Origin of the sequence: Bradyrhizobium sp. CCBAU 53421 (genome assembly GCF_015291625.1) — a bacterium.
Classification (GTDB): domain Bacteria; phylum Pseudomonadota; class Alphaproteobacteria; order Rhizobiales; family Xanthobacteraceae; genus Bradyrhizobium.
Genome location: NZ_CP030047.1, coordinates 1038860 through 1058759, shown reverse-complemented (window position 1 = coordinate 1058759; position 19900 = coordinate 1038860). Strand labels below are relative to the sequence as shown.

Genomic DNA, 19900 nt, shown 5'->3' with positions numbered 1-19900 from the left:
AGACGTCGTGTTTGGTAAGCGTAGCGGAAACGATGGGGATCTGCGGGCACCCAAGCCCGCCTTTCAGACGCCGGAGCCTGCCGGCTCGTCGCCGATGGTGCGCGAGTCCGCCGCCCCGACGATATCATCGCCGCCGCTGGCCCCGGCCAAGCCGCCGCCTGCTCCCGCCGTCGAGGCACGCCGCTCCGACAACTACTACCAGGTCAAGGCGACGATCTTCGGCGCCCTGATTGAGGCGATCGACCTTGCCCAGCTCGCCAAGCTGGACAGCGAGTCGGCGCGCGAGGAAATCCGCGACATCGTCAACGAGATCATCGCGATCAAGAACATCGTGATGTCGATCGCCGAGCAGGAAGAGCTGCTCGACGACATCTGCAACGACGTGCTCGGCTACGGCCCGCTGGAGCCGCTATTGTCGCGCGACGACATCGCCGACATCATGGTCAATGGCGCGGGCACCGTGTTCATCGAAGTCGCCGGCAAGATCCAGCGCACCGGCATCCGCTTTCGCGACAACCAGCAGCTGCTCAACATCTGCCAGCGCATCGTCAGCCAGGTCGGCCGGCGCGTCGACGAATCCTCGCCGATCTGCGACGCCCGCCTCGCCGACGGCTCGCGCGTCAACGCCATCGTGCCGCCGCTGGCGATCGACGGGCCCGCGCTCACCATCCGCAAATTCAAGAAGGACAAGCTGACGCTGGAGCAGCTCGTCAAGTTCGGTGCGATCACGCCGGAAGGAGCGACCATCCTGCAGATCATCGGCCGTGTCCGCTGCAACGTGATCATCTCGGGCGGCACCGGTTCGGGCAAGACCACGCTGCTGAACTGCCTGACCAACTATATCGAGCACGACGAACGCATCATCACCTGCGAAGACGCCGCCGAACTTCAGCTGCAGCAGCCGCATGTGGTGCGGCTGGAAACCCGGCCGCCGAACATCGAGGGCGAAGGCCAGGTCACGATGCGCGAACTGGTCCGCAACTGCCTGCGTATGCGTCCCGAGCGGATCATCGTCGGCGAAGTCCGCGGACCCGAGGCGTTCGACCTGTTGCAGGCGATGAACACCGGCCATGACGGTTCGATGGGCACACTGCACGCCAACAATCCCCGCGAAGCGCTGTCGCGCTGCGAATCCATGATCACCATGGGCGGCTTCTCGCTTCCCTCGCGCACCATTCGCGAGATGATCTGCGCCTCCGTCGACATCATCGTGCAGGCCGCGCGCCTGCGCGACGGTTCGCGCCGCATCACCCACATCACCGAGGTGATGGGCATGGAAGGCGACACCATCATCACGCAGGACATCTTCCTCTACGACGTGGTCGGGGAAGACGCCAACGGCAAGATCATCGGCAAGCACCGCTCGACCGGCATCGGCCGGCCGCGCTTCTGGGAGCGTGCGCGCTACTACAATGAAGAGAAGCGGCTTGCGGCGGCGCTGGACGCCTCCGACTCGCCGGCGCCGGTCTAGGGGAACGCAGGATGCAGACGCAAACCCTCGCCCTGGCCTTCCTCGCCGCCACCACCGTGGGCGGCATCGCCTGGGTCTTCCTCTATCCCTACCTCTCGGGAGAGAAGAAGGCCGAGTCGCGCCGCGCATCGGTGGCGCGCAGCGAACCGTCGACGACGCGAAGCACCGACCGCACCCAGCGCTCCCGCCGCGAGCAGGTCGAAGGATCGCTGAAGGAGCTCGAGGCACGGCGGCAGAAGGACAAGAAAGTCCCGCTCGGCCTGCGCATCTCGCAGGCCGGACTGGAGTGGTCCGAGCAGAAATTCTGGATGATCTCCGGCGGGCTCGGCCTGTTCGGGTTCGCCGTGGCGTTCATGGTCGGCGGAGGCCTGCTCGGTGCCGCCGGCATCGGCTTTGCCATGGGTCTCGGCCTGCCGCGCTGGCTGCTCGGCTTCCTGAAGAAGCGGCGGGAAAAGGCCTTCCTGAAGTCGCTGCCCGACGCCGTCGACGTCATCGTGCGCGGCATCAAGGCCGGCCTGCCGCTGTTCGAATCGCTCAAGGCGGTCGTCAACGACGCACCCGAGCCGCTGCGCAGCGAGTTTCTTGCGATCATCGAGACCCAGGCGATCGGCATGCCGCTCGGCGAGGCCTGCGCGCGGCTCTACGAACGCATGCCGCTGCCGGAGGCGAATTTCTTCGGCATCGTGATCGCGATCCAGCAGAAGTCCGGCGGCAATCTGTCGGAAGCGCTCGGCAACCTGTCGCGGGTGCTGCGCGACCGCAAGAAGATGGCCGAGAAGATCCAGGCGATGTCGATGGAAGCGAAGGCTTCCGCCGCGATCATCGGCTCGCTGCCGCCGATCGTGATGATCCTCGTGTTCCTCACGACGCCGGACTACATCGCCCTGCTGTGGACCAACTCGATGGGCCAGCTCATGCTGGTTGGCTGCGCCCTCTGGATGACCTGCGGCGTGCTGGTGATGAAGAAGATGATCAACTTCGATTTCTGACGGTGCAGCATGATTGATATTCTGATCGCCAAGCTCCACGACGTCAGGTTCATGACCATGCTGCTTGCCTTTTTCGCGGCAAGCGCGACGGTCTACACGCTGGTGATGCCGCTGCTCGCCGGCGGCGACCTCAACAAGCGCATGAAGGCCGTCGCCAGCGAGCGCGAGCGCCTCCGGCAGCGCGAGCGCGAACGTCTCTCCAAGACCGAGAAGGTGGCGCTGCGGCAGACCCCGAAGCAGGTCGTCTCCAGGGTGGTGGACGATCTCAACCTCACGAAATGGCTCGCCCAGGAAGCGGCGCTCGAGAAGCTCGTGATGGCGGGCTATCGCGGCCACGCGCCCTACGTCACCTTCCTGTTCGCCCGCGCCGTGACACCGATCGTGCTGCTGCTCGGCGCCATCATCTATACGTTCTTCATCGCCGGCGCGAACTGGTCGCTCACGCTCAAGATCGGCATTTGCGTCGGTGCGGCCTATGCCGGCCTCCAGGCGCCGATGCTGTTCCTGAAGAACGCGATCTCCAAGCGCCAACTCCAGATCAAGCGCGCCTTCCCTGATTCGCTCGACCTGCTGCTGATCTGCATCGAGTCGGGCATGTCGGTCGAGGTCGCGTTCCGGAAGGTGGCCAACGAGATCGCCGGCCAGTCGATCGCGCTGTCGGAAGAGTTCGCCCTGACGACCGCCGAGCTGTCCTATTTGCAGGACCGCAAGTCCGCCTACGAGAACCTGGCGCGCCGCACCGGGCTCGAAGGCGTGAAATCGGTCTGCATGGCCTTGCAGCAATCCGAACGCTACGGCACCCCGCTCGGCCAGAGCCTGCGCGTGATGGCGCAGGAAAATCGCGATATGCGGATGAACGAGGCCGAGAAGAAGGCGGCGGCACTGCCGCCCAAGCTGACCGTGCCGATGATCCTGTTCTTCCTGCCCTGCCTGTTCATCGTGATCCTCGGGCCGTCCTACATCAAGATCGCCACGATGCATTGAGCCCGCGCACTGCGCCGGCGGCCTTCCCTTTCCCCGGAAAGGGGAAAGTCGGGATGAGGGTCAGCGGCAAACGACGGAGTTTGCGGAGAGATCGGATCCCCACCCGCTTTGCTCTCGCGAGCAAAGCGACCTCCCCTTTTCAAGGGGAGGTTGGACTGCGTAGCCCGGATGAAGCGAAGCGAAATCCGGAAGAGGACCATCCGCGGTTACAGCGCCCCGGATTGCGCTGCGTTTCATCCGGGCTACGGTTCTGCTCCTTCCCCCTGAAAGGGGGAAGGTCGGGATGGGGGTCAGCGGCGGACGCCGCTGCAAGCGGTGAGAGCAGATCCCCACCGCCTTTTCTCTCGCGAGCAAAGCAACCTCCCCTTTTCAAGGGGAAGTTGGCAAGTCGCCATGTCGGCTAATCGTCCTTGGCGACAACAGGCGCGGCGCGCGAGGAAATCCGCGGACCGTCCTTGCGGCTCAGCATGTCGCGGAGATAGGCGACGTTCGCCGCCGCCTCATCGGCCGGCAGGTCGGCCTTGACGATAGTCTCCGCCTCCGCGAAGCGGCCCTGCAGGCCGACGACCAGCGCCAGGTTCTGCCGGATGCGGGTGTCGGCGCGGGCGCTGGCATAGGCCTGGCGCAGCGTCTCCTCCGCCTTCGGCAATTCCTTGGTCAGCATGTAGGACAGGCCGAGATTGGACAGCACGGACGGCTCGTCCGGAGCCAGTCGAAGCGCGCTGGCGTAATAGCGCCGCGCTTCCTCGTGCCGGTTCAGCTTGTCGAGCGTGGTGCCCTGCACCGACAATATCCGCCAGTCCGGATTGTCCGGGCTGTGCGCGCGGCTCAGCACGTCGAATGCGGCCTGCGAATTGCCGTTGTCAGCGAGCGCGCGGCCATAGGCGGCGAGCAGCAGCTTGTTGCCGGGGGTGGCGAGCGTGGCCTGCTCCAACACGGCGCAGGCCTGGGAACGCTGTCCGCTCACGCGCAACGCCTGGCCGTATGCGATCGCGGCGTCGACGTCCTTGGGATTCTTGCGATAGCGCTCGCCATACACCTCGATATTGCGGCGCGGATCGTCGGGCACCGGATCGGACCGGGACGCGATCGATCCGGTGACGTCGGACATGGTCTGGCAGCCGCCAAGCCCGGCGGCGAGGACCGCCACGAGGGCTGCGGAAGCAAGATGCCGGGTCAAAATGGACTGTCGACGCATGGCACTGTGACTCACGAAATCGGGCGAATGGATCGAGCCGAGCGCGCCAGCAATAGACTGTTAACCCTAACGTCTGGTTAACTGACCGGCGCGCCGGTTCCAATTCCCGCAGGTCGCGTCAGCCGCGGGCGCGCTACCAACCACGGCGAAAGCCGTGGTAGTCACCAGCAACGACGCCAGAACAGCCGAGAGCCGCATGCCATCCGTGTTCGAGACCGCCCCCACGACCGCCGTCACGCCGATCACCTTCGTCACCAGGGCGACATGGGATGCGATCCGCAGCGAATTGCCGGCGCCGGCGCGCCAGTTCGCGGAGGCCAATGACTTTGCCGCCAAGCCCGGCAAGGCCCTCGCTTTGCCGGCAGCCGATGGCGGCATCGCGCAGGTGCTGTTCGGCCTCGAGGATGCGGACCACAAGGCGCGCGATCCGTTTCGGCCCGGCGCCCTGCCCGGCCTGCTGCCGCCTGGCGTCTACCGCTTCGCCAATGCGCCGCATGACGCAAGGCTCGCCGCGCTCGCCTTCGCGCTCGGCTGCTATCGCTTCGACCGCTATCGCAAGAACAAAGCCCCCGAGGTCCGCCTGGTGCCGCCCGACGGCGTCGACACGGCCGAGATCGCGCGGATGGCGGAAGCGGCGGCGCTGGCGCGCGACCTCATCAACACGCCGTCCAACGACATGGGCCCAGCCGAGCTCGCCGAGGCGGCGCGCGACCTCGCAACGCGGTTCGGCGCCGCCTTCAATTGCATCGATGCCGAGGAGCTCGCACGGAACTTCCCGCTGATCCACGCCGTCGGCATGGCCTCGACCCGCGCGCCGCGGCTGATCGATCTGAGCTGGGGCGATCCGGCCCATCCGAAGGTGACGCTGGTCGGCAAGGGCGTCTGCTTCGACACCGGCGGGCTCGACCTCAAGCCGTCGAGCGGCATGCTGATCATGAAGAAGGACATGGGCGGCGCCGCCAACGTGCTGGCGCTGGCGCAGATGGTGATGGACGCCAAGCTGAAGGTACGGCTGCGCGTGCTGATCCCGGCGGTCGAGAACGCGGTCGCCGGCAACGCGTTCCGCCCGCTCGACGTCTTCAAGTCGCGCAAGGGCATCACCGTCGAGATCGGCAACACCGATGCCGAGGGGCGGCTGGTGCTCGCCGACGCGCTGGCGCTGGCCGACGAGGAGACGCCGGATCTGCTGATCGATCTCGGCACACTGACCGGCGCGGCGCGGGTAGCGCTGGGCCCGGATTTGCCGCCGTTCTACACCAATGACGAGGCACTCGCCGCGGACGTTGCAGCTCACGCGAAAAGCGAGAACGACCCGTTGTGGCGGCTGCCGCTATGGCCGGCCTACGATGCCTGGCTCGATTCCAAGACCGCCGACATCACCAACGCACCATCAGGTGGTTTCGCCGGCTCGATCACCTGCGCGCTGTTCCTGCAGCGCTTCGTCGAGCACGCGCGGAGCTGGCTGCATGTCGACATCTATGGCTGGACGCCATCGGCAAAGCCCGGCCGTCCCGAAGGCGGCGAATGCCAGGCCGCACGCGCGATCTACAAATTGCTGAGCCAGCGCTATGCATGATGTCAGGCTTACACCTGCCCGCGCCGACCTCGCCGCGAAATATCTCGAGGGCAAGGTGGAGGCCGCACGTTTCGTCGACGGCGAGACGCTTGAGGTGGTTGAGGCCATCGCGCCGCTGCGGCGGGCGCCGGCGGCCGATGCCGAGCAGATGACGCAGGCGCTGAGGGGCGAACGCGTCACTGTCTATGACCGCAACGGTGAGGGCTGGGCCTGGGGCCAGCTCGCCGATGACGGCTATGTCGGCTGGATTGCCGAAGCCGCGCTGACCGCGCCCGGCGCGGCGCCGACGCACAAGGTGACGGCGCTGCGCACGCTGGCGTTTCCGGGACCGTCGATCAAGCTGCCGCCGGTCGAGGCGCTGGCGATGGGGACCAAGCTCGCGATCACCCGCGAAGACGGTCCCTTCGCGGTGACCCGCGAGGGCTGGCACCTGCCGCGCCAGCATCTCGCCGCGCTCGACGCGATGGCGCCGGATTTCGTCGCAATCGCCGAGCAGTTCGTCGGCACCCCCTATCTCTGGGGCGGCAAGTCGAGCCTCGGCATCGATTGCTCCGGCCTGGTGCAGATCGCGCTGACCGCCGCCGGCACCGGCTGCCCGCGCGACAGCGACATGCAGCAGGACGGGCTCGGCCGCGAGTTGACGGCGGCGGAATCCAGACATCTGCAGCGCGGCGACCTGATCTTCTGGAAGGGCCATGTCGCCATCGTGCGCGATGCGACGACGATCGTGCACGCCAACGCGCATCACATGGCGACAGTCGTCGAGAACACGCAGGCCGCGATCGCGCGGATCAAGGCCGCCGGCAGCGAGGTGCTGGCGATCAAGCGGCTCTAACCCCGTCATCCTGAGGAGCGCGAAGCGCGTCTCGAAGGATCGACGGCCCTACTCGGGCCACGCCACCCTTCGAGGCTCGCTCCGCTCGCACCTCCAGCGACAAAGGCGAAGCCTTTGCGCGGGGATGACGTGGAACGAGAAGGGTGGCTACGTCGCCACCGTCCCGTCGCCGGCCGCTTCGATGCGGAACGCCGCCGCGAACAGCGCGCGGGTGTAGTCGCTCTTCGGATTCTTGAACAGCTCGGAGGCCGGCCCCTCCTCCTCGACCTTGCCGGATTTCATCACGATCAGATGGCTCGCGAGCGAGGCCACCACGCGCAGATCGTGCGAGATGAACATGTAGGTGAGATCGCGCTTGCGCTGCAGGTCGCGCAGCAGATCGACCATCTGGGCCTGGAACAGCATGTCGAGCGCGCTGGTCGGCTCGTCCAGCACGACGAAGTTCGGCTCCAGCACGACCGCGCGCGCGATCGAGATGCGCTGGCGCTGGCCGCCGGAGAATTCGTGCGGATAGCGGAAGCGCCAATCGGGATCGAGCCCGACGTCCTTCAGCGCCTTGATCACCCGCGCCTCGCGCTCCTCGCGCGACAGCTGCTTCTGGTGCACCTCGAGCCCCTCGGCGATGATGTCGGCGACCGACATGCGCGGGCTGAGCGAGCCGAACGGGTCCTGGAACACGATCTGCATGTCGCGGCGGAACGGTCGCATCTGCTTGAAGCGCAGGCCCTGGATGTCCTTGCCGAGGAACACGATCGGACCATCGGAGGAAATCAGCCTGAGCAGCGCGAGCCCGAGCGTGGTCTTGCCGGAGCCGGATTCGCCGACCACGCCAAGCGTCTCGCCCTTGCGCACCGCGAGGCTGACGCCATCGACCGCCTTGATGTGGCCGACGGTCGAGCGCATCAGCCCGCGCTTGATCGGAAACCAGACCTTGAGATTGTCCGCCGACATCACCACCGGCGCGCCCGGCTGCGGCGGCGCCGGATCGGGCTTCGGCTCGGCCGCCAGCAGCGCCTTCGTGTAGGCGTGCTTCGGCGCGGTGAAGACCTGCTCGACCGGGCCCTGCTCGACGATCTTGCCGTTGTTCATCACACAGACGGTGTCGGCAATGCGGCGGACGATGCCGAGGTCATGGGTGATGAACAAGAGGCTCATGCCGAGCCGGGCGCGGATCTCGGCCAAGAGCGCCAGGATCTGCGCCTGCACCGTGACATCGAGTGCGGTGGTCGGTTCGTCCGCGATCAGCAGGTCGGGCTCGTTGGCGAGCGCCATCGCGATCATCACGCGCTGGCGCTGGCCGCCGGACAATTGGTGCGGATAGCTCTTCAGCCGTGTTTCCGGCTCGGGGATGCCGACTTGGCCCAGCAATTCCAGCGTCCGGGCCCGCGCCGCCCCGCCGCTGACGCCCCGGTGCAGCGACATGATCTCGCCGATCTGGGTCTCGATGGTCTGGAGCGGATTGAGCGAGGTCATCGGCTCCTGGAAGATGATCGAGATGTCGTTGCCGCGGACCTCGCGCATCTCCTGGTCGGACGCGGTCAAGAGATCGCGGCCGCGGAAACGGACCGCGCCGGAGGGATGCGATGCCGTCGGATAGGGCAACAGCTTCAGCACCGACAGCGCACTGACGGATTTTCCCGAACCGGACTCGCCGACCAACGCGACGCACTCGCCGCGCTTGATCGAGAACGAGATGCCGTCGACCGCAACCGAGCGGCCGAAGGCGACCGACAGGTCGCGGACGTCAAGCAGAGGCTGGTTGATCGCGTCCATGCGTCAGCCCTTCGCGAATGTCTTGCGCGGATCGAAGGCGTCGCGCGCGGCTTCGCCAATGAAGATCAAAAGCGACAGCATGATCGCGACCGAGAAGAAGCCGGTGAGGCCGAGCCACGGCGCCTGCACATTGGCCTTGCCCTGCGACAGCAATTCGCCGAGCGAAGGCGAACCGGGCGGCAGGCCGAAGCCGAGGAAATCCAGCGCCGTCAGCGTCATCACCGAGGACGAGACGATGAAGGGCAGGAACGTCATGGTCGCGACCATCGCGTTCGGCAGCAGATGGCGGAACATGATCTTGCCGTTGGAGACGCCGAGCGCGCGTGCCGCCTGGATGTATTCGAAGTTACGGCCGCGCAGGAATTCGGCACGCACCAGGCCGACCAGCGAGACCCAGGAGAACAGCAGGAGGATGCCGAGCAGGATGAAGAAGCCCGGCGGCAGCACCGCCGAGATGATCAACAGCAGATAGAGCGAGGGGATCGCGGTCCAGATCTCGATGAATCGCTGGAAGCCGAGATCGATCCAGCCGCCGAAATAGCCCTGCACGCCGCCCGCGGCGATGCCGATGATCGAGGACAGGATGGTCAGCGTCAGGCCGAACAAGACCGAGATGCGGAAGCCGTAGATCAGCCGCGCCACGACGTCGCGGCCCTGATCATCGGTGCCGAGCCAGTTGTATTCGAGGTCGCGGCAACCGGTCAGCCCCTTGCGCTTCACGACATCCGCGCACTGCTTTTCGGTCAGGAGCCAGGTCGGCTTCGACGGCACCGCCGTCGGCGGGTCGAGGTTGCGGCTGTCGTAGGAATAGCGGATCGGCGGCCAGATCATGCTGCCGCCCTTGGCGGCGATCTGCTTCTGCAGATAGGGATCGCGATAGTCGGCCGCGGTCTCGAAGTCGCCGCCGAAGGTGGTCTCCGCGTAGGTGAACATCACCGGCCAGTAGAGCCGGCCGTCATATTTGACCATCAGCGGCTTGTCGTTGGCGATGAAATTGGCGAACAGCGACAGCACGAACAGCGCGAGGAAGATCCAGAACGACCAGTAGCCGCGGCGGTTCGCCTTGAAGTTCTGCCAGCGTCGCTTGTTCAACGGCGACGGCGAAAAGCCGTGGCGCGTGGCGGGCACGGCCTCGCCGAGCGGCGATTGCGTCGAACTTTCGACCGGCTGGGGTGCGAGCAGCGTCATCAGACCTCCCGCGCCTCAAAGTCGATCCGGGGATCGATCCACATATAGGCGAGATCGGAGATCAGATTGACCACCAGTCCGACCAGCGAGAAGATGAACAGCGTTCCGAACACCACCGGATAGTCGCGGTTCAGGACGCTCTCGAAGCCGAGCAAGCCGAGCCCGTCGAGCGAGAAGATGGTCTCGATCAGCAGCGAGCCCGAGAAGAACGCGTGGATGAACGCGCCCGGGAAGCCCGCGATCACGATCAGCATCGCGTTGCGGAAGACGTGGCCGTACAGCACTTGGCGCTCGCTGCAGCCCTTGGCTCGCGCGGTCATCACATATTGCTTGCGGATCTCGTCGAGGAACGAGTTCTTGGTGAGCAGCGTCATGGTGGCGAAGGCGCCGAGCGCCATCGAGACCAGCGGCAGCGTCAGGTGCCAGAAATAGTCGATGATCTTCCAGTACCAGGGGAATTGCGACCAGCCGTCCGAGGTCAGGCCGCGCAGCGGGAAGATGTTGAGGAACGAGCCGCCGGCGAACAGCACGATCAACAGGATCGCGAACAGGAATCCCGGGATCGCAAAGCCGATAATGATCACGGCCGAGGTCCAGGTGTCGAACCGCGAACCATCCTTCACCGCCTTGCGGATACCGAGTGGAATCGAGATCAGATAGGTCAGCAGCGTCATCCAGATGCCGAGCGACATCGAGACCGGGAGCTTTTCCTTGATGAGCTGGATCACGCTCACGCTGCGGAAATAGCTGGTGCCGAAATCGAACCGCGCGAAATTCCACACCATCAACGCGAACCGCTCGGGTGCCGGCTTGTCGAAGCCGAACTGTACCTCGAGCTTCTTGATGAAGTCAGGATCAAGCCCTTGCGCGCCGCGGTATTTCGAATTGATGGCCGCGCCGGCACCCGCGCCCTGGCCGCGCTGCGCGCCGAAATCGCCGCCGCCGCCCGAGACGCGCGAGGTGCCGCCGGTGTCGGCGCCGTTGATCTGCGCGATGACGCGCTCGACCGGTCCGCCGGGAGCGAACTGCACGACCACGAAGGAGACGAACAGGATGCCGAGCAGCGTCGGCAGCATCAGAAAGATACGTCGGGCGATATAGGCGCTCATCGGCTACTTCGCCTGCTCGAGCTTCGCGGCCTTCGCCGCATCGTACCACCAATTCTCCGGCGCACCGACGCCCTGGGTGTATTTCGCGAGCTTCTCGGTATGGCCGAACTGATCCCAATAGGCGATCGGATGCGTGTTGCGGTACCATTGCGGCACCCAGTAACGGCCGGCGCGAAACACGCGGTCGAAGGCGCGGCAGGCGACGGTCAGGTCATGGCGGCTGTTGGCGCCGATGATCTTCTCGATCAGCACGTCGATCGCGGGACTGGCAATGCCGGCGAGGTTGTAGGAGCCCTTGGTCTTCGCCGCCTGCGAGGAGAAGAACGGCCGCATGCTGTCGCCGGGCGTCGCCGAGAAGCTGAAGCGCTCCATGGTCATGTCGAAGTCGAAATCTTCCACCCGCGCGCGGCGCTGCACGGCGTCGACCAGGCGGAACGTCGCCTCGATGCCGAGCGTACCGAGATTCTTGATGTAGGGCCCATGATGCGGTTGCAGCGAGGGCTCGTCGTTGAGAAATTCGATGGTGAGCGGCTCGCCGTTCGGCAGCAGGCGCTTGCCGTCCTTGACGACACAGCCGGCCTCGTTGAGCAACTGCACCGCCTTGCGCAGCAGCGCGCGATCCTGCCCGGAGCCGTCGGACCTCGGCGGCACGAACGGCAGGCCGAACACCTCGTCGGGCACCTGGCCGCGGAACGGTTCGAGCAGCGCGAGTTCCTCGGGCGAGGGCGGCCCTTCCGCCACCATGTCCGAGTTCTGGAACGGCGACACCGTTCGGGCATAGGCGTCGTACATGATGGTCTTGTTGGTCCACTCGAAATCGAAGGCGTTGATCAGCGCCTCGCGCACCCGCGGGTCCTTGAACTTGTCGCGGCGGGTGTTGATGAACCAGCCCTGTGCGCCCGACGGCGTGTCGTCGGGCAGCGTCTCGCGCTTGACGCGGCCGTCCTTCACCGCGGGAAAATCGTAGCGCGTCGCCCAGACCCGTGCGGTGAATTCCTCCCGGAACAGATAGCTCTTCGAGGTGAAGCCCTCGAACGCAACGTCGCGATCGCGGTAGAATTCATAGCGCACGGTGTCGAAATTATAGCTGCCGCGATTGACCGGAAGGTCGGCACCCCACCAATCCTTGACGCGGTCGAACTCGACATAGCGGTTGACCTCGAACCGGCCGACCTTGTACGGCCCCGAGCCGAGCGGCGTATCGAGCGTCGATTCCTCGAACGATCGCGTCGCGTAATAGGCCTTGGAGAAGATCGGCAGGCCGGCAACGTAGAGCGGCACATCGCGCGCCCGGTCGGGCGCGAAGGTCACGACCACGGTCGCATCATCCGTCGCCTCGGCCTTGACGAAGTCGCGGAGCTGCACCTGGATCAACGGGTGGCCCTTTTCCTTCAGCGTACTCAGTGAAAAGGCCACGTCCTGCGCGGTCAGCTTCGTGCCGTCATGGAAGCGCGCCTCGGGACGGATGTTGAAACGGTAGACCCGCTTGTCCGGCGAAATCTGCACCGACTTCGCGGCAAAGCCGTACATCGCATCGGGCTCGTCATTGGCGCGCGACATCAGCGTCGCGAAGGTCATGTCCATGCCCTGCGCGCCCTCGCCCTTCAACACATAGGCATTCAGCGAGTTGAAGGTGTAGTAGGACTGATTATTGCCGCGCACCCATGGAATGACCGAGAAGGCACCACCCTTCGGCGCCTTCACGTTGACGTAGTCGAATTGCTGGAAATCCGCCGGGTATTTCAGGTCGCCGAACACCGACATGCCGTGCATCTCGGTTCCGTTGTCGGCCGCCGCCGGTGCGACACGCAAGCCTGCAGCACTCAACGCACCGATGCCGAGACCGAGTGCGTGCCGACGGGAGAAGTGCGTCATGCGCGAATCCTTCGATCTTATGAACGCTTGAGCTTGGCCGCCTTGTCGGCGTCGTACCACCAAAGATTTGGGAATCCTGAAACCGCGTATTTCGGCAGCGGATCGGGATGGCTGAAGCGATCCCAATAGATGTAGCGCTGCTTGTCGTAGTTGAAGTGTGGAACGCAATAGAAGTTCCAGAGCAAGACCCGGTCCAGCGCCTTGGCGGCGGCGACCTGATCGGCGCGGCTGTTGGCAAAGATGATGCGCTCGATGATGGCATCGACGGCCGGATTCTTGATGCCCGGGAGGTTGTTCGAACCCGGCCGGTCGGCAGCCTGCGAACCGAAATTGTCGCGCTGTTCGTTGCCGGGCGAAATCGACTGTCCCCACACCTGGGTGACCATCTCGAAATCGAAATCGCGCACCCGGTTTTGGTACTGCACGGTGTCGACGGCGCGCAGATTGACGGTGATGCCGAGGCGCTCCAGGCTCGGCTTGTAGAACAGGGTGATCCGCTCCATGCCGGAATCGCCGCTGTTGCCGAGGATCTCGACCGTAAACGGCTGGCCCGAGGAATCGACCAGCTTGCGGTCGCGGATCTCGAATCCGGCTTCCTTCAACAGCCGCGTCGCCTCGCGCAGATTGGCGCGCACGTTTTCCGGCGTGCCGCCGACCGGATCCTTGTATGGCGTCGTGAAGACTTCCGGCGGCACCTTGTCGCGCACCGTCTCCAGCAGCTCGAGCTCCTTGCCTTCCGGCAGGCCGGTCGCCATCAGATCGGGGATGCCGTCGAAATAGCTTGAATCGCGATGGTACTCGCCGGTCGAGAGCACGCGGTTCATCTCTTCGAAATCGAACGCGTAGTTGAAGGCCCGGCGCAGCCGCGGGTCGGCGAATTTCGGGCGCCTCAGGTTGAACACCCAACCCTGCATCCGGCCCTGATTGCGGACGGTGAAGAGCTCCTTGAGCAGCCGGTTCTCGCGCACCGGCGGAACGTCGTAGGCCGACGCCCATTCCTTGGCGCTGCGCTCGTTGTACCAATCGAACCCGTCGGCCTTCAGCGCCTCACGCGCGACGGTGTCGTCGCGGAAATACTCGTAGCGCAGCTCGTCGAAATTGTTCTGTCCGATCGCGATCGGAATGTCCTTGCCCCAGTAGTCCTTGACGCGCTCGAGCACCACCGACCGTCCGGCGACGAACTCCTTGATCTTGTAAGGACCCGACCCGAGCGGCGGCTCCAGCGTGCTCGCCGTGATGTCACGCTTCTTGCCCTGCGCGTCGGTGCCCTCCCACCAATGCTTGGGCAGGATGATGAGCTGGCCGGTGATCATCGGCAGCTCGCGGTTGCCCGGGCTGTCGAAGGTGAATTTGACGTCGCGATCGCCGATCTTCTCGGCCTTTGCAATATGCCGGTAATAGGCGCTGAACATCGGGCTGTTCGCCTTCAGCGCCTCGAAGGAGAAGATCACGTCCTCCGGCGTCACCGGCTTGCCGTCGTGCCAGCGCGACCCCGGCCGGAGGCGGTAGATCACGTAGGAGAAATCGTCCGGAAAGGCCGCAGCCTCGGCGAGTTCGCCGTAATAAGTATCGGGCTCGTCGAGCGAAGCTTCCATCAGCGAGTCGTAGATGCGGGCGACTGCGGCGGCGACCGTGCCCTTCAATCCCGCAACGACCAGGTTGAAGCTGTCATAGGTGCCGGGCTGGAACAGTCGCACCACGCCGCCCTTCGGCGCGTCCGGCTTGACGTAATCGTAGCGCTTGAAGTCGGCCGGGTACTTGATTTCGCCGTAGGTGGAGAGGCCGTGGCGCCATTTCAGCCCGTTCGGGGCGTCGTCGGCGAGTGCCGGCGTGATCGCCGACAGGCTGGAGTTCAGTCCGAGCGCCGGAGCGAGAGTCGCCAGTGCGCTGCCTTGAAGGAGGTGTCGTCGGGTGATCGCCAAATTCGCTCTTCCTGCTTGCGGCCCCGGTTACATGGGACCCAATATAAGGCAACGGTTCGACAAATTACGTTGCTTTTTCCTCATGATATTGGCCCGGGAACAATATCGGTGCGGCGAAACGTCCCGATAACAACCCCGCGACAGCGGATTCCCCAAGGGATTCCTCATGCGAAAACGGCCAGGCATTGCCTGGCCGTTTCATCCGCATGCTTGCGCGAAGCAATTCGTTACTTCGAAGCGGTCGGGAGCGGAGCCGGATGCTCCGAGTTCGAATTCAGATAGGCGATGATGTCGGCGCGCTCGCTGTCCTTCGGCACGCCGGCGAAGCCCATCGCGGTGCCGGGGATGAAGCCCTTCGGGTTGGTCAGGAACTTGTTGAGGTCGTCGAACGACCAGTCGCCGCCCTTGCCCTTCATCGCAGCCGAGAAATTGAAGCCGCGGCCCTCGCCCTTCTTCTCGCCGACGACACCGTAGAGGTTCGGACCGACGCGGTTGGGGCCGCCCTTCTCGAATGTATGGCAGGCCTGGCACTTCTTGGCGGCCGCCGCGCCCTTCTCGACCGAGGCGGTCTGCAGCAGCTTCTCGATCGGCTCGGAGGCGGCCGCAGCGGCCTCGCCGCCACCACCATGGGACTCTTCCTTCACCGCGATCTCAAAACCCGGCTTCTCCGGCAGCTTCGGCGCGAATTTCGCGCTGGCGGCAAAGCTCATCACCAGGACGACGATGCAGGTGCCGAGAACCGCACCGAGGATTTTGTTGAGTTCGAAGGAGTCCATTTTGGGTCAGGCTCCGGGCCTTGAATGTCGACTTCAGGCCGGGAATACGGCCGCGGGGAAAGACCTGGGAATCGGCCTTATCGCACCGCCCCAAGCAGGGTTGAGATATCGGTTTGCCCGCGCTCTGGCAACCCGTATAAACGCGCCGAATTCAACCTCCTCCCCGGCAATTTCCGCAGGCCGGACGGGCCCCGACACGTATGACCGACCCGCGCACCTTGGTGCTGATTCCGGCCCGCATGGCCGCCACGCGCCTCCCCGGCAAACCGCTGCTCGATATCGCTGGCCGGCCTATGATCGTCCATGTGCTGCGGCGGGCCGAGGCGGCCGGGATCGGCCGGGTCGCGGTCGCGACCGACACGGCCGAGATCGCCGACGTCGTGAAGGCTGCCGGCGGCGAGGTGGTGATGACCCGCCCGGACCATCCGTCCGGCTCAGACCGGATCCATGAAGCGATGACCATCCTCGACCCGGACGGCGCGGCCGAGATCGTGGTCAACCTGCAGGGCGATTTCCCGACCATCACCCCCGAGACGATCCGCAGCGTGATGCCGCCGCTGGCTGATGCCGCCGTCGATATCTCGACGCTGGCCTCACGCATCCACACCGAGGAGGAGGACCGGGCCCCCAGCGTCGTCAAGGCCGTCGGCTCCCCGATCGGCCCCAACCGGTTGCGTGCACTGTATTTCACCCGCGCCACCGCGCCCTATGGCGATGGACCGCGCTACCACCATATCGGCCTCTACGCCTACCGCCGCGCCGCGCTGGAGCGGTTCGTAGCGTTGCCGCCCTCGCCGCTCGAGCAGCAGGAGAAGCTCGAGCAGCTGCGCGCGCTGGAGGCCGGGATGCGGATCGACATTACCATCGTCGACACCGTCCCCCGCGGCGTCGACACCCCCGCCGACCTCGAAACCGCCCGCAGAATACTTTCCAAAGACTGAGTGGGTGCTAAAAGGCCCGCCAGGAAAGAACCCATGACCAAGAAGCTGAAAATCGCGTTCCAGGGCGAGCCTGGCGCCAATTCCCATATCGCGATCGTCGAGGCCTATCCCGACGCCGAGCCGATGCCGTGCCCGACCTTCGAGGACGCGCTGGCCGCGATTTCCTCGGGCGAGGCCGATCTCGGCATGATCCCGATCGAGAATTCGGTCGCCGGCCGCGTCGCCGACATCCATCATTTGCTGCCCGCCTCGGGCCTGTTCATCGTCGGCGAATGGTTCTTGCCGATCCGCCACCAATTGATGGCGGTGAAGGGCACCAAGCTCGCCGACATCAAGAGCGTGGAGAGCCACGTCCACGCGCTCGGCCAGTGCCGGCGCATCATCCGCAAGCTCGGCATCCGGCCGATCGTCGCCGGCGACACCGCCGGCAGCGCCCGCGATATCTCGGAGCGCGGCGACAAGAGCGTGGCGGCGATCGCCTCGCGCCTCGCCGCCGATATCTATGGCCTCGACATTCTCGCCGAGGACATCGAGGACGAGGCCCACAACACCACCCGCTTCGTGGTGCTGGCGCGCGAAGCCAAATGGGCCGCGCAGGGCTCGGGGCCGCTGGTGACCTCTTTTGTTTTCCGGGTGCGCAATCTGCCCGCCGCGCTCTACAAAGCGCTCGGCGGCTTCGCCACCAACGGCGTCAACATGACCAAGCTCGAAAGCTACATGGTCGACGGCAATTTCTTCGCCACGCAATTCTATGCCGATGTCGACGGCCATCCCGACGACCGTGGACTGGCCTTTGCGCTGGAGGAATTGAAATTCTTCTCGCGCGAATTCCGCATCGTCGGCGTCTATCCCGGCCATCCGTTCCGCGCGACCTTCAGCGAGACGCAGGCCTAAGTCAGGCGATCGCAGTCTTTCGGCGGAACGACGATGGTTATGCGGCGGCCTTCTGCAGCCCGAACGCCTCGGCAAGCAGGCTGTAGGACTTCTTCCGCGCCACGTGATCGTAGACCGCTGATATCACCATCAGCTCGTCCGCCTGGGTCGCCGCGATCAGCGGCTCCAGCTTCGCCATCACGGTTGCAGGACTGCCGACGAAGAGCCGCGCGCGGTTGCGCGCGATCGAGGCGCGCTCGGCGTCAGTGTAGGGATAGGCCTCGGCCTCCTCGACGCTCGGCAGCGGCAGATACTGGCCGCGATCGCGGCGCAGCCGATTGAGATCCATCGATGTCGCAAGCTGCTCGGCTTCCGCATCGGTCTCGGCCGTGACGACGGCGACCGCCAGGATCGACTGCGGCGTCGCGCGCCAGCCCGACGGCTTGAAATGCGCGCGATAATTCGTCATCGCCGCAATTGCGTCGTGAGTGGCAAAATGATGCGCGAACGCAAAGCCCATCCCGACCTGCGCAGCCAGCTCGGCGGAATAGTCGCTCGAGCCGAGCAGCCAGATCGGCGGTAGCGGCGAATCGTCCGGCATCGCCACAACGTTGTTGTAGGGATGGCCGGGTGGGAAATCGCGCGTCTCCCACAAGGTCAGCTCGTGCAGCCGCTCGAGGAAGTCGTCGCCCTCGCGGCGATCGAGCCGGCTGCGCAGCGCGTAGGCCGTGGCGCCGTCGGTGCCGGGCGCACGACCGAGGCCAAGATCGATGCGGCCGGGAAACAGCGCCTCCAGCATCTTGAAGCGTTCGGCGACCACCAGCGGCGCGTGGTTCGGCAGCATCACGCCGCCGGAGCCGACGCGGATATGCTGCGTCACCGCCGCTATCTGCCCGATCATCAGATCGGGCGCAGGGCTCGCGACCGAGGCAAGGTTGTGGTGCTCGGCAAGCCAATAGCGCGTGTAGCCGAGACCATCGACATGGCGCGCCAAATCGATGCTGTTACGCAGCGCAACGGCGGGCCTGGTGCCTGTGGTGACGACGGACAGGTCGAGGACGGAGAGCGGGATCATGGCCGCCAACCTAGTGTGGCGTCACGAAGCGACAAAGACCTCGGCCGCGCAGACCAGTCCCGCACCGGAAAGTCGCTCCGGCTATCCAAGTCATTGGGACGAAATACGAAGATTCGTTGAAATGTCGCGTAGCCCACTGTCGATGTGGACATCTGGCCGGCCGCAGAATATCTAGTTTTATCATTATAGTTCATTATGATAGCTCAATTATTCACCAATCGCTGGCACAGCCCACTGCTTATCCTCGATCGTTGATTTTGACCATAAATTAGGCACCAATGGGCAATTTCCCATATTCGATGGGCTGTTTTGGCCCACCGATTTGGCTTATCTTATGGCCACCATATCCAGGCCGGACATCGACCCTCCAGTTGCGGAGCCATTGCGTATCATGACCGAGACCATTTCCTCCCTGCCGAACGGGCAGCGCGCGCCGAAAGCGCCGAAAATCTCCTTCGAGTTCTTCCCGCCGAAGACCGAGGAGATGGAGCGCAATCTCTGGGAGACCATCAACCGCCTGGCGCCGCTGACGCCCAATTTCGTCTCGGTGACCTACGGCGCCGGCGGTTCGACCCGCGAGCGCACCCATTCGACCATCAGCCGCATCCTGCGCGAGACCGATCTGCTGCCGGCCGCGCACCTGACCTGCGTCAGCGCCTCGCGCGGCGAGATCGACGAGATCGTCGACCGCTATCATGAGGTCGGCGTCCGCCACATCGTGGCGCTGCGCGGCGATCCGCCCGGCGGCATCGGCACGCCCTACTTCACCCATCCCGACGGCTACCAGAGCTCGGCCGAGCTCGTCGCCGGGATCAAGCGACGCCACGCAGACATCGAGATCTCGGTGTCCGCCTATCCGGAGAAGCATCCGGAAGCCGCCGACTTCGATGCCGACATCGACACGCTGAAGGCCAAGGTCGACGCCGGCGCGACGCGCGCGATCACCCAGGTGTTCTTCGACAACGACCTCTACCATCGCTATGTCGACCGGGTGCGGGCACGCGGCATCGAGATTCCGATCGTGCCCGGCATCATGCCGATGCACAATTTCAAGCAGGCCCGCAACTTCGTCACCCGCGCCGGCACCAGCGTGCCGGACTGGCTCGCCGAGAAGTTCGAGGGCCTCGACAACGACGCCGAGACCCGCAAGCTGGTGGCGGCCACCGTCGCCGCCGGCCAGGTGCAGAAGCTGTTCAAGCACGGCGTCGACACCTTCCACTTCTACACCATGAACCGCGCGGACCTCGTGTTCGCGATCAGCCACCTGCTCGGCATCCGGCCGACCGGTGCCCAAAAAGCTGCCTGAGCCAGAAAG

General features: G+C 65.0%; 16 protein-coding genes. 8 read left to right on the top strand and 8 right to left on the bottom strand.

Annotated features, from left to right (window positions below):
- The first annotated feature begins 7 nt into the window (after window positions 1-7).
- Genes XH92_RS04810 through XH92_RS04800 form a run of 3 tightly spaced genes read left to right on the top strand, consistent with a single transcriptional unit; the run spans window position 8 to window position 3444 of the window.
- Window positions 8-1471 carry a CpaF family protein gene (locus XH92_RS04810; protein ID WP_194458216.1) on the top strand — a complete coding sequence of 488 codons (1464 nt, stop codon included), beginning with the start codon at window positions 8-10 and terminating at the stop codon, window positions 1469-1471.
- An 11-nt stretch (window positions 1472-1482) separates the two neighbouring features.
- Entirely contained in the window at window positions 1483-2460 is a 978-nt protein-coding gene (locus XH92_RS04805) for a type II secretion system F family protein (protein WP_194458215.1), read from the top strand.
- Between the two features lie 9 nt (window positions 2461-2469).
- On the top strand, window positions 2470-3444 hold the full coding sequence (locus tag XH92_RS04800; RefSeq protein WP_194458214.1) for a type II secretion system F family protein: 975 nt from the start codon (window positions 2470-2472) through the stop codon (window positions 3442-3444).
- Between the two features lie 400 nt (window positions 3445-3844).
- Here XH92_RS04800 and XH92_RS04795 read toward each other — a convergent pair whose 3' ends face one another.
- A complete protein-coding gene (locus XH92_RS04795) occupies window positions 3845-4642 on the bottom strand; it encodes a tetratricopeptide repeat protein (protein WP_194458213.1) in 798 nt (265 codons plus the stop codon).
- A 196-nt stretch (window positions 4643-4838) separates the two neighbouring features.
- Between XH92_RS04795 and XH92_RS04790 the strand changes: the two genes are divergently transcribed.
- Window positions 4839-6218 (top strand): M17 family metallopeptidase, encoded by a 1380-nt coding sequence (locus XH92_RS04790; protein WP_194458212.1) that lies wholly within the window; start codon window positions 4839-4841, stop codon window positions 6216-6218.
- Complete coding sequence (locus tag XH92_RS04785; protein ID WP_194458211.1) at window positions 6211-7053, top strand: C40 family peptidase; 843 nt, start codon at window positions 6211-6213, stop codon at window positions 7051-7053. The genes XH92_RS04790 and XH92_RS04785 overlap by 8 nt, the downstream gene beginning before the upstream one ends.
- A gap of 147 nt (window positions 7054-7200) precedes the next feature.
- On the opposite strand, the gene XH92_RS04780 is transcribed toward XH92_RS04785, so the two are convergent.
- From XH92_RS04780 to XH92_RS04755, 6 genes are all read right to left on the bottom strand, one after another.
- Complete coding sequence (locus tag XH92_RS04780; protein ID WP_194458210.1) at window positions 7201-8826, bottom strand: ABC transporter ATP-binding protein; 1626 nt, start codon at window positions 8824-8826, stop codon at window positions 7201-7203.
- Window positions 8827-8829: 3 nt separating this feature from the next.
- Entirely contained in the window at window positions 8830-10014 is a 1185-nt protein-coding gene (locus XH92_RS04775) for an ABC transporter permease (protein WP_194458209.1), read from the bottom strand.
- Window positions 10014-11123, bottom strand: coding sequence for a microcin C ABC transporter permease YejB (locus XH92_RS04770; protein ID WP_194458208.1), 1110 nt, complete (start codon window positions 11121-11123; stop codon window positions 10014-10016). The genes XH92_RS04775 and XH92_RS04770 overlap by 1 nt, the downstream gene beginning before the upstream one ends.
- Before the next feature lie 3 nt (window positions 11124-11126).
- Complete coding sequence (locus tag XH92_RS04765) at window positions 11127-12998, bottom strand: extracellular solute-binding protein (protein WP_194458207.1); 1872 nt, start codon at window positions 12996-12998, stop codon at window positions 11127-11129.
- Between the two features lie 17 nt (window positions 12999-13015).
- Complete coding sequence (locus XH92_RS04760; RefSeq protein WP_194458206.1) at window positions 13016-14920, bottom strand: extracellular solute-binding protein; 1905 nt, start codon at window positions 14918-14920, stop codon at window positions 13016-13018.
- A 227-nt stretch (window positions 14921-15147) separates the two neighbouring features.
- Window positions 15148-15696: a cytochrome c family protein gene (locus tag XH92_RS04755; RefSeq protein WP_194458205.1), complete on the bottom strand. Its 549-nt coding sequence runs from the start codon at window positions 15694-15696 to the stop codon at window positions 15148-15150.
- A 200-nt stretch (window positions 15697-15896) separates the two neighbouring features.
- Between XH92_RS04755 and XH92_RS04750 the strand changes: the two genes are divergently transcribed.
- Both XH92_RS04750 and XH92_RS04745 read left to right on the top strand, forming a co-directional pair.
- Entirely contained in the window at window positions 15897-16637 is a 741-nt protein-coding gene (locus tag XH92_RS04750; protein WP_194458204.1) for a 3-deoxy-manno-octulosonate cytidylyltransferase, read from the top strand.
- Window positions 16638-16670: 33 nt separating this feature from the next.
- Entirely contained in the window at window positions 16671-17531 is an 861-nt protein-coding gene (locus XH92_RS04745; RefSeq protein WP_194458203.1) for a prephenate dehydratase, read from the top strand.
- Window positions 17532-17568: 37 nt separating this feature from the next.
- Here the strand turns inward: XH92_RS04745 and XH92_RS04740 are convergent, their stop codons facing one another.
- The gene (locus XH92_RS04740) at window positions 17569-18585 is read right to left on the bottom strand and encodes an LLM class flavin-dependent oxidoreductase (protein ID WP_194458202.1); all 1017 of its coding nucleotides are present in this window, start codon (window positions 18583-18585) and stop codon (window positions 17569-17571) included.
- A 391-nt stretch (window positions 18586-18976) separates the two neighbouring features.
- On the opposite strand from XH92_RS04740, the gene metF reads away from it, so the two are divergent.
- The gene (metF, locus tag XH92_RS04735; protein ID WP_194458201.1) at window positions 18977-19891 is read left to right on the top strand and encodes a methylenetetrahydrofolate reductase [NAD(P)H]; all 915 of its coding nucleotides are present in this window, start codon (window positions 18977-18979) and stop codon (window positions 19889-19891) included.
- Window positions 19892-19900 lie beyond the last annotated feature (9 nt).